Source organism: Micromonospora sp. NPDC049799 (genome assembly GCF_040656655.1).
Lineage (GTDB): Bacteria > Actinomycetota > Actinomycetes > Mycobacteriales > Micromonosporaceae > Micromonospora.
Genome location: NZ_JBFAMU010000148.1, coordinates 1 through 10,731, shown reverse-complemented (window position 1 = coordinate 10,731; position 10,731 = coordinate 1). Strand labels below are relative to the sequence as shown.

7 protein-coding genes and 1 pseudogene are annotated in these 10,731 nt (G+C 73.4%); 1 reads left to right on the top strand and 7 read right to left on the bottom strand.

Features of this window, described 5'->3' with window-relative positions; translation table 11 throughout:
- A pseudogene (locus tag AB0I76_RS13910) lies at positions 1-389 on the bottom strand (hypothetical protein); the annotation flags it as partial.
- The gene (locus tag AB0I76_RS13905) at positions 386-2,992 is read right to left on the bottom strand and encodes an FtsK/SpoIIIE domain-containing protein (protein WP_357034392.1); all 2,607 of its coding nucleotides are present in this window, start codon (positions 2,990-2,992) and stop codon (positions 386-388) included. The pseudogene AB0I76_RS13910 and the gene AB0I76_RS13905, both read right to left, overlap by 4 nt.
- 195 nt (positions 2,993-3,187) lie before the next feature.
- On the opposite strand from AB0I76_RS13905, the gene AB0I76_RS13900 reads away from it, so the two are divergent.
- Complete coding sequence (locus tag AB0I76_RS13900) at positions 3,188-3,745, top strand: hypothetical protein (protein WP_357034394.1); 558 nt, start codon at positions 3,188-3,190, stop codon at positions 3,743-3,745.
- Positions 3,746-3,749: 4 nt separating this feature from the next.
- On the opposite strand, the gene AB0I76_RS13895 is transcribed toward AB0I76_RS13900, so the two are convergent.
- From AB0I76_RS13895 to AB0I76_RS13875, 5 genes are all read right to left on the bottom strand, one after another.
- Positions 3,750-4,352: a hypothetical protein gene (locus AB0I76_RS13895; RefSeq protein ID WP_357034391.1), complete on the bottom strand. Its 603-nt coding sequence runs from the start codon at positions 4,350-4,352 to the stop codon at positions 3,750-3,752.
- Positions 4,353-4,365: 13 nt separating this feature from the next.
- Complete coding sequence (locus tag AB0I76_RS13890; protein WP_357034390.1) at positions 4,366-5,532, bottom strand: M23 family metallopeptidase; 1,167 nt, start codon at positions 5,530-5,532, stop codon at positions 4,366-4,368.
- Entirely contained in the window at positions 5,529-6,086 is a 558-nt protein-coding gene (locus tag AB0I76_RS13885; protein WP_357034388.1) for a hypothetical protein, read from the bottom strand. The genes AB0I76_RS13890 and AB0I76_RS13885 overlap by 4 nt, the downstream gene beginning before the upstream one ends.
- On the bottom strand, positions 6,083-8,044 hold the full coding sequence (locus AB0I76_RS13880; RefSeq protein WP_357034386.1) for an MFS transporter: 1,962 nt from the start codon (positions 8,042-8,044) through the stop codon (positions 6,083-6,085). Before AB0I76_RS13880 ends, AB0I76_RS13885 begins: the two co-directional genes overlap by 4 nt.
- 1 nt (position 8,045) lies before the next feature.
- The coding region (locus tag AB0I76_RS13875) for an ATP-binding protein (RefSeq protein WP_357034384.1) at positions 8,046-10,731 on the bottom strand (2,686 nt) is incomplete at its 5' end.

The window sequence follows — 10,731 nt, the reverse complement described above, 5'->3', positions numbered from 1 at the left end:
GCGTCCGCCCGGGCGCGGGCCGTGCGCAGGCCGGCCAGCACCGCCGCCGGCCCACCCGCCATCGCCCGGGCCGCCTCGGTCACCTCCGGCGGCGTGGGCACCAGGGAGATCGCCGGGACGCCCCGCTCCCGTAGCCGGCTCTCCTGCGGCGCCAGCCGCGTGCGTACCGTGCTCAACTCCTCGCGGGCGGCCTGCACCGACCGGGCCTGCTCACCGGCGGCGGTGGCGGCGTCCCGCCGTACCCCGTCGAGCTGGCGGGCGGCGGCCAGGTAGTCGGTCCACGCGGCGGCCACCGGGTCGGCGGCCGTCGTGCCGCCGGCCGGCACCGGGGCGGCGGTCCGTTGCCGGCCCGGCCCCGACGTCCTGCTCCGTGTCGTGCCGCGGCTCATGGTTGCTCTCCGTCGTCGGCGAAGGGAACCAGGACGGTGCCCCGCTCACCCGGGCCGTCCCAGAGGACAACCCGGCCCGGGCGGGGCCGCCACTCGACCGGCCGGCCGAAGACCGACGCCAGCTGCGCGCCCGGCAGGTCCACCAGGGCGACCGCGGCCAGCTTCTCCACCTCACCCTCGGGGTCGAGCAGGGCCCCGAACGGCGGCACGGTGCGCCAGCGCCCCAACAGGTGCCGGCCGGCGGCCGGGCCCTCGTGCAGCAGCGTCCGCCACCGGTCCGGCGGCAACGTGGTGGCGGGAACCGCGCCCACGTCGAAGACCACCAGGTACGCGGGTGCCGTGTCCTCGATCGCGGCGAGCAGTCCGGGAAGGTCGACCGTCTCGACCGTCTGCCGCTCGGCCAGTTCGGTTGCCAACGCCTCGGCGACCGGGCGTGACCCGTCGTCCGGCGCCCACAGCACGAAACGCGCGGTGCCGGGCGAGTGGTGCGCGGCCGTGCCGCGTGCCGCCGTCGCCAGCAGCCGCACCGCCTCCGGCCCGGGACCGAGCACCGCCAGGTTGCGCCCGGGAGAGGGGCCGAGCGCCACGGCCACAGTGGACCGTCCGACGTCCACCGCCCGGCCCAGCAGGGCGGCCGGCTCCGACGTCCGACCCGCCAGTGCGGCCCGGTGCCGGGGGTCGTTGCGCAGCGACGGACGCGCCCAGCCGGCGAACACCACGGGCGGGGCGGAGCCCTCCGGGCGGGCCGTCCACAGCCGCTGCCGCAGCTCCGCCACCGTCTCCGGGTGGTCCTGCGGGTCGGGGAACCGGACCATTCTCTCGTGCCCGCGGGTCGCGCCCCGAGGCCCGCCGAGCCCGCCGGCCGTGTTCACCACCGCGCTGCCCACCGGCAGTCCCGCCGCCGAGTCGTTCGTCGGCTCCAGCACGGCACCGCCACCGGGAAGCGCCACCCGCACCGGGAACTGCCCGAGCACCGAGTCCCGGTCGGTACGCGCCCCCAACCCCAGGTCGCCCTCGCCGGCCAGCACCAGGTGCACCCCGTACGCCCGGCCCGACCGCGCCAGCGCATCCAGCCGCGTGGCGGCCTCCGCCGCCAGCCGGTCCCGCTCGGCGAAGAGCATCGGCAGGTGGTCGAGCACGCAGACGATCCGGGGCATCGGCCGGTGCTGCCGCAGCTCGCCGAAGCGCTGCCCGCCGGCTCGCGCACCGGCCTCCTCCCGCCGGCGCACCTCCGCCGCCAACTCGTCGAACAGGCCGAGCACGTACTCCCGGTCGGCGGCCATGGCCGCGGCGCGCACCTGCGGAATCCACGAACGGTCCCGCTCGGTCTGGAGAAACTCCACGAAGGACTCTCCGTCGCCCAGATCGACCAGGTACAGGACCAGCTCCTCCGGGCCGTACCGGGCGGCCAGGCCCAGCAGCGCGGTGGTGAGGAACGTCGACCGGCCGGCACCGGACCGGCCGCTGACCAGCCAGTGCGGGGTCAGCTCGGTGAAGCCCAGCGACACCGGCCGGCCGCCAGCGTCGCCCACGGTCGTCGCGATCCCGTCGGTCGCCCCCGCCGTCCACAGCTCCTGCTCCGGAGGGGGCAGCAGGTCGGCCAGCGCCAGGCGGGAACCGGCCTCCACCTGAGCCGCGAGCCGTCGGCACACCGCGTCGACCAGATCCGCCGGCGGGTCCGACTCGATGAACACCGGCGAGTTCAAGCCGCCCGGCTGTTCCCCTCCCGGCCCCGCGTACGGTGTGCCGGGCGGATCGCCCAACAGCGCGTACGCGGTGCGCATCGCGATCGTCGTGGCCCGGGGCAACGGCACCCGGCCTGGTCCCTGCTCGGTGGGGGGATCCGGGGCCGGGTTGGCGTTCCCGGCCGGACCGGTGGTGGCGGCCGTCCAGCCGGCGACGACCAGGTGCAGCCCGGCCGGCGGGCCCTGTTCCGCCAGCGCCGCGATCCTTGCCAGGTCCGTGGCACCGGTCGACTCGGGCAGCGCCGCGACCACCAGCAGCACCGCTCGGTCGTGGCGGCGGCGTCCGCTCGTACCCGGCGCCACCCACTGCTCCGCCTCGGTCAGCACCGCCCGCAGGCCCGTGACGTCGGTGGCCGGAGGCGGCAGCAGGCCGGCGTCCGCCAGCGCCGCGAACGGCGCCAGAACACCACCCGTGGCGTCCACCGCGCGGACCAGCAGCGCCCCGGCCGGCGTCGCCGCCAACAACCGCAGGAGTACGCCGCGGAGCAGACCCGCCACCCGGGGGTCCCGGGCGTCGGCGTCGACGGCGAGGTGGCCCGTGCCGAACAGCGGCACCAGGGCGGGAAAGCGGGCGTCGTCCAGGGGTGCCGCCGTACCGACGCGGACGAAGGACGGCGGGCCGTCACCGGCTGGCACGGTCGGGGCCAGTGTCTCCAGGACGGCACCGGCCCAACCGGGTGCCAGCACGTCCGCCGCGGTGCGGAGCCGCTCGGCCAGCTCGTACTGGCGTCCGTGGTCAGCCGGCACCGGGCGGGTGTCGTCGAGGATTTCGGCGGCGGCCAGGGCGGTCGCGGCGGCCCGGCGGTGCAGGGCGGCGGCGCGGCTCGTGCGTGCCCTCGGACCGGCCACGGCGTCCACCCCCTCTGCGCGAGGTCGGCAACCTCTCCCCGCGCAGAGACCGTAACCCAGGTGGAGTCTCCACCGGCGGAGGTGCGGCGGCGCTGCGCCGGTGTTGTCGCGGATCTCACCGATGCGGAGTGGTCCGTCACGATCCGCTGCATCTGAGGCATTGGGTCCACCGCGCCCAGCCGTTAGCCTCAGGGGGTGGAATCAGTGCAGCCCCCCGCCGGTTCCCAGGTCTCCCGTGTACCGGCGCAACGGCCCCCCTCGGACCACCTGGCGCCCCCCGGTCCGGCGCCCGCCCCGGAGCGGCCCCGGCGGCGACTCCGCACGGTGCTGACGGTGGTCGCGGCGGTGCTGACGTCCCTTGTGCTCGGCGGGATCGTCGCCGGATACCTGCTGTACGACCGCGCGACCGCGCCGGACCGCAGCGCCCCCGACGTCGTGGTGAGCGGATACCTGAATGCGTTTCTTCGAGAGCGAAATGACACCCGCGCAAACCTCTTCACCTGCGACGAGGCAGACATGGCGGAGCTACGCGCCCTGAGAGACGATCTGGTTGCCCGTGAGCAACGATTTGCCACGAATATTTCCGTGAGCTGGGGCAGCCTGCAAGTTAACCGCCAAGGTGACACGGCGGAGGTGCAGGTCGATCTCATCCTCTCGGCCTATGTCGATGGCACTTCCCAGGGTGATCGGCAGCCGTGGCGCTTCACCACTCGGGTCGGCGATGAGGACTGGCAAGTGTGTTCCAGCCGTAAGGTCGGCTGATCCCTCACTCGATCCAGAGCAGGTGAACCGGCACCTCCAGCGTGCTCGGTGCCTGTCCACGCCAGGCCCAGCGGTACCACTCCATCTCCGGCGTGACCCGGACGCAGATGTCACCGTCCGCGCCCGAGTAGGTCTCGGTTACCGCTCGCAGGTCGCGATGTTCCACCGATTCGGCGACGTGCACCACCCGGCGGCCGGCGACCGCGTCCGCCTCGAAGACGGGTGTCGGCGCGCGGTGCGCCGGGACGTCCAGCGACACCAGCCGGATACCCGTCTCGTGAGCGGGGCTCCCGGACGGCGGGCGCGCCCCCACCGTCTCCACCCAGACCCTCTCCACCGGCACCAGCGGGGCGAAGACCTCGACCTGGTCGGCCTCGGCGCGGTACCACTCGTGCTCCGGGATGACCGGCACGTAGGTCCGGCTGCCCTGCACCACGCGCTCGTCGGCGCGCAGGTCGCCTCGCCAGCCCAGGCCGGGTAGGCCGACCAGGACCCGCCGCCCCCGCAGGTCGACCCGGGTGGTGGCGGGAACGATCTCGATCGGCCGGGGCGGCAGGGGTGCCCAGTCCGGCTGGCCCGCGAACGGATCGGGCAGCGGATCGGTCATGGCCTCGAGCGTCTCATCCCGCGCTCCGCAGTGGGGCGCCGCGGTCCCGCATGAAGGGCACCGGGTCGATGGCGCTCCGGCTGCTGCGGTCGCCGTCGGTGTGGACCTCGTAGTGCAGGTGCGGCCCGGAGGAGTTGCCGCTGCTGCCGACCGCACCGATCACGTCGCCCGCCTCGACCATCTGCCCCGCACGAACCTGGGGCCGGCTGACCATGTGGCAGTAGCGGCTGACGATCTCGCCCGCGTGCAGGATGTCCACGAACCACCCACAGCCGCCCTTGTCCGGGAAGCCGTCGACGTCGCAGGTGAGCCGCCCGCTGCGGTCGGGGTCGCACTTGGAGATCAGCACGCGGCCGGTAGCGGCGGCCCGGATCAGCGTTCCCTTCGGCGCCGCGATGTCGACGCCGTTGTGCGCCGGTCGGTCCGCCGTGCGGAACCCCGAACCGACGCCACCCGGGATGGGGGCGGTCCAGCCGGATGCGGCGATCGCACCGGCGGCCGCCACGTCGCAGGTCTGCCGTCCGCTGACGAGCGCCGTCCGCGCTGCCCCGCCGGCCAGTGCGTTGACGATCGTTCCGGCCAGGTCCTCGTGCTTCGCGTACGCGTCGGGAAACGCGCTGACCTGGACCTTCTGAGCCGCGAGGGTGAGCGGCATGTCCTCCCAGCCGGGGATCTGGACGAGCTTCTCGTAGAACTTGCGGGCGGCGTACTCGGGTGTCATCCGCTGCGCGACGCTGCCCCAGCCGGCCCGCTGCTGGAACAGGCCGACCGAGTCGTGATCCGCCCCGACCCCCTCGTTCGGGATGGTCCGCGAGTCGGGGACCCTGCTGTTGGCCAGGTTGCGCAACCGGGACTCCTGCATCGCGGTCGCGACGGCGACCACCCAGCCGCGGGGCGGGACCTTCATCTCCTGCCCGACCTTGATGATCCGCGCGGCGTTGCGCAACTGGACCTCGCCGTACTGGGAGAGGCGGGGCATCTCACCGGTCACGGTGACCCGGAAATCGCCGGTGCACTCCTGGCTGGCCAGCGTCAGCTGGTCGGGACCCTCGCCGCCCAGTTCGGTGAGGAGGAAGGCGCCGGCGCCGCCGGTGCAGCAGAGCAGAATGAGGGCCGCGGTCAGGGCGGCGGCCAGGGCGCCGACCCGGAGCCGGCGGCGCGGTCGCACGTCGTCGCTCATTCCTGCTCCCAGTCCACCGCGTCCACCAGCCACCGCCCCTCCGGCGCCACCAGTTCCAGCCGCAGCCGCCCGGTGTCGAGCGGGACCAGGACCTCGACGAACCTCTCGGTCCGGGGTTGGAGGGTGACCTCGTCACTCACCCGGGTCGCCGGCACCCCGGCCGGGTCCGCGCCGGCGAGCTTCTCGGTCAGCGCGGGCGTGGAGAGCGGGCGCATGTCGGATTGCCACTGCTCCGCGCTGACGCCCGGTCGGCCGAGCCACGCCGTCACGAACTTTCCGGCGGTCTGCTCCGGCGTCAGCTCACCCGGCCGGGTCACCGGTGCGGGAGGAGTCGCCGTCGCGACGAGCCCGTCGTCGCCAGCGGTCGGGGCGACCGTGGTGATCGGCCGGCTCGGGCGGTTGCTGAGCCCGGCGGCCGGATCGCCCGGTCCGCTCACCAACCGCGCCGCCCCGATCACGCCGAACACGACGACCGCCAGGAGGAGCGCGACGCCGAGCCGGGACCGGAGGGCCCGGGTGAACAGGAATTCGATCGCCCGTCGCACCGCACTCACCGTGCCTCGGAGCGGATCCGGGGAGTAGTCCGATCGGGTTCGCGTTCCGTGGAGCCCGGCCGGTAGATGACGAAGGATGGATTCTCTTCCGGCACGTCGGGCTCCGTCCAGCTGGCCGGCTGCCGGCGGCGGGGTCGGGGGGCGACCGGCCGCCCGGTGGAGCGCTCCTCGACCGCGGGCGCCCTGTCCTCGGTCCGCTCGCGGCCGTCCGGGCGCTCGCGCTCGCTCCCGCCGGCGGAGCCGGCGGAGGTGCCGGCGTGCGACGGGTCCTCCCGGCGTGCCTCGGGTCGGAGACTGGTCTGCTCCGCCACGACCTGGCCCCGTCGGCGGCCCAGGGCGGGCTCGTTCGTACCGCCGGGCTCCGCGACATCCAGACGAGCAGCGGTCCGCATGTCCCGGAAGAAGCGCCGGTGCCAGGAGCCGGCCGAGCTGACCGCCTCGGAGCTGTCCTTGCCGCCCAGTTGGGTGATCCGCCGGTACGGGCGCAGCAGAAGCCACCCCACCACACCGCAGAGCCAGACCAGCACCACCTGGAGCCAACCGGGCAGGGTCGAGGTGCTCATGATCAGGTCGACCGCGAAGAGGTAGATGGCCGCGCCGGTGCCGAAGATGGCGATGTTGAAGACGGCGGCGACCACCGCGTTCGCGAGCCGCCGCAGGCCGGCGCTGGCCGGGCGCAGCAGACCGACCGTGCCGAGGATCGGCGCGGCGATCACCGCCCAGCGGAAGATCAGGAAGCCGAGCAGCACCAGGAGCGACGCGGTCAGGTCGAACATCGCGAACAGCAGCGAGGCGAGCACCGCGATGAACCCGGCACCCACCCGGTCCATGTCCCGGACGCCCTGGAGGTACTCGTACGCCTCCGGGTCCTCCTGCTCGATCTGCTGCGCGACCCGCGCCCACTGCTGCTGCTTAATCTTGATGGTCAGTTCGCGAGTTGCCGGGTTAGAGCGGATCCTCTCGGCCTCGTCCCATGAGAGTGACTTCGCATCATAGAGCGCTGGGCCGTACTTCTTTGCGGTTTCGCTGTCGGCGGAGCCAAGGACACCGCGCAACCAGTTGCGGTAGAGCATCGATTCGGTGGCTGTGTCACTCGCTCGTACCGCCGGCGGTCGCTTGTCGACACAAGCCTCTGGATTCGGTAGTGCACATTTGTCCGGAGGTGTGTCCTTGGAGGTTGGTCCGACGGCGTCGTGGACGACGCCGAGCGTGGTGACGAGCGTCCCGTCGGCGATGTTCGCGGATTTGACCGGCCAGGCGGCCAGGGCGGTCACCGCCACCATCACCAGGAGGGCCCAGCCCGCCGTGGTCATCGCGTTGCTCATGTCCGACTGGCGCGACCGCCAGAGCAGGTAGAGCCCGACCACGCAGAGCGTGACGATGCCGAAGACACTGAACACCTTCTGGTAGACGGCCTTGGTCGCCTGATCCACCAGAGGATCCGCCCAGCCCCACATCGAGCCTGGATCCCAGGCCCGCTCGCGCAGAGCGTTGGATGCGCCGACGATCGCTGTAGCGATCATGAACTCGCCGTTGGCGACCGTGTTGGTGAACTTGTAGTCAGGGTGCAGCACGGCTGTGGCGCATCCGGTGTCCACGTCGTAGGTGGTGTAGCTGTATCCGGCATACCCGTAGTCGCTGTAGAAGCCCTTCGGGCCGGGCTGTTTGGCGGAGTCGGGGCGGGACGCGAACCAGCCGGCGAGGCCGGAGTCCGGAGCGCTGGGCGTGGGGGCGTTCCGGCACTTGACGTCGTCCTCCGCGACGTCCTTCAGCTTGGCGACGCAGGCGCGGAAGTCGGCCTGCCACTCCTGGGTGGTGCAGAGGTCACCGGGTGCCTGGGCGGCCGCCGATGCCGGTGGCGCCGCGGTGGCGCCGACGGCCGGCCAGCCGATGGTGGCCCCGGCCAGTACGCCGAGGGCGAGCAGGAACGCCGCTGTCCGTGCCCGGGCCCCGGCCATGTCACGCCTCCAGATCCGGTAGGACGGACGGCAGCACCCCGGCCGCCGCGGCGATGGCCGCCGGTGTGGTGTCCAGGTGCTCCAGGAGGCCCTCGACGTACGAGACGTCGACCCGGACCTTCTGCACCCGCCCGTCGACGTCGCGCATCACGAACTCACGGAAGCCGAGCCGGGTGGCGGAGGTCGCGTCGGCGGTGGAGAGGGAGGCGAGGGTCGCCTCGTAGCCGTCGTTGACCGGTACGCGCAGCAGCCGCAGCGCCTCGGAGGCGATCTCCGCGTCCTCGGCGATCCGGCCGACGAAGACGGTGGAGACCAGGTTCTGGACGTCGAGGCCGAGGATGTCCTTCGGGTTCTGGGAGGCGACCAGCGCCGCCAGGTTCCACTTGCGGGAGTCCCGGGCGAGCCGGACCAGGAAGGAGCGGCCGGAGCGCCAGCCCTCCATGAAGTGCGCCTCGTCCAGGCCGACGAGCTTGCGGGACGACATCGACCCGCCGTAGCAGCGACGGACGGCGAGCCGGTGCGCGGTGTGCAGCATCGGCAGGGCGAGGGCTTCCTCGGCGGACCAGTACTCGCGCTCGATCTTCAGGTCGGGCAGCCGGAGCCCGGCCATGGTGATCACGGTGAGGGCCGCGTCGGCACCCAGCAGCCCTTCCGGCGGCCGGCCGAAGAAGAGCATCGCCAGTGGCATCTCGGCGGTGTCGAGCAGCAGGTTGGCCAGCTCGCGTCCGGCGTCGTCGTCGAGCTGCGCGAGGCAGGTGACGACGTCGTCCAGCGTGGAGGTCTCCTCGGCCGGCACCTGGCGTACGGCGTGGCGGAACAGGGTCGCCGTGGACGCCTCCCGGGCCACCTGTGGCGGCACCAGCATCATGCAGATGTCCTGGACGAGCATGCGGCGTTCGGCTCGCGCGTTGGAGACCGCGATCTCGAACTCCCGGTCGCCCGACGCGCCGGTGCCGAACTCGCTGCGCAGCGGGGTGGGGATCAGCGAGTACGGCGCCAGGGTGCCGTGCTCGGAGCCGGTGAGGTTGAGCACCCGGGCGTACGGGCGCAGCTCCGGCATCGCGCACAGGCGGGCCAGCGGGCCGGACGGGTCGAGCAGGGTCACCTGCACACCGCGCCGGGCGGCGAGGTAGCCCAGCGCGCCGAGCAGGGTGGACTTGCCACCGCCGGGCTCGGCCACGAAGACCGCCAGGCCGGAGCGTTCCCGCACCTCCATGGGGAAGTGCAGGTCGAGGAAGACGGGCCGGCGACAGGTGCCGGCGGTACGCCCGATGAGGTCGCCCCGCCGGTCGCCGACGGTGGAGGCGGCCTGCGGAAGGGCCGCGGCGAGCAGGTTGACCGGCATCCGGCGGACGTAGCCGGTGTTGGCGATCGGCTCGCCGGGGATGAACTCGCGGGCCAGCCAGTCCTGGTTCTTCGGGTGCTGCAGGGAGATGCGCAGCTCGCGGGAGTAGAGCTGGATCAGCCGGCGGGCCCGTTCCAGGCACTCCTCGCGGGTGCGCCCGCCGACGGCGATCCGGTGCCAGCCGTGGGCGCGGGCGGAGTCGACCGGCAGCCCGGTGGTCATCTCGTCGCCGATCACGAGTGCCCGCTTGGCCAGTCGTTCCAGCTCGGGCGGCGCGTCGATGCCGTGCTCGGCGTAGTCGAGTTGCTGCGAGCGGATCATCCGGAGCCGGTGCTCCAGGTTACGGAAGGAGTCGCCGGAGCCGAGGATGTCGACCCGGGTGGAGATCTCCATCGGCCAGGGCAGCCGCTCGTGGAAGTGTAGCCACGGCTCGTGCCGCTCGGGGATCTCCAGTGGCTCCATCCGGCCCACGGCGAGCACGGCGACGTGCCGTTCCTCGCCGGTCATCCGGTTGACCAGCTTGACGGTGGAGCCGTACGGGGTGCGGTAGCGCTCCACCTGCTCGGTGAGGGCCAGCAGGTCGCCGCGGTCCCAGCGCCCGTCGCCGACCGGGGAGAGCGTGCCGGGCGGTGCCATGCACAGCGCCACCGAGCGGTAGAGCAGCCACTCCAGTTCCTGGGCGGTGACCCGTCGCCCGCGCATCCCGAACGCGCCGAGCACCTCGTCGAACTGCTCGACGGTGCGGCCGAGCTTGCGCCGCTCGCCCTCGGCGACGCCGCGGCCGAAGGTGCGCAGCAGCCGCTCGGTGAGCGAGTCGCCGAGGGACCGCCGGGCGAAGGTGACGCCCAGATAGGTCTGCCCCTCGGCGTGGTTGACCGACAGCAGGTGCCGCTGCGCCGCCACCAGATGGTCGGCCCAGCCCGCGGTGCCCGGCACGTCGGGCAGCGGTGCCCTGGTGTGGGCGTCGATGGTGCGCGCCCACTCGTCGGCCGGGAACGGGCGGGTGGTCCGGCGCAGGTGCAGCCGGAAGCCGGCCAGTCCGGCGTACTGCTCGGAGATCGCCGAGAGCAGGGCCTCCCGCTCGGCGTCCGGCCGGAACGCCCAGCGCACCTCGGGCAGCCAGTACCACGCCGTGACGGTGTTGGGGGTGAAGGTCAGGTGGCCGGCGATCTCGGTGATGGCCAGCTCGACGGCGGGGTCGCGGTCACCGAACTTGATCTTCGGCGCCTTGACGCGGACCGGCTTGGCGGGGCGGTCGCGGCGATCGGCCGAGCGCTGGCGCGGTGGTGTGAGCTCGCGGCCGGGGGACCGGTCGGGGAGGGTGGCGCGGCGGGACGGGCGC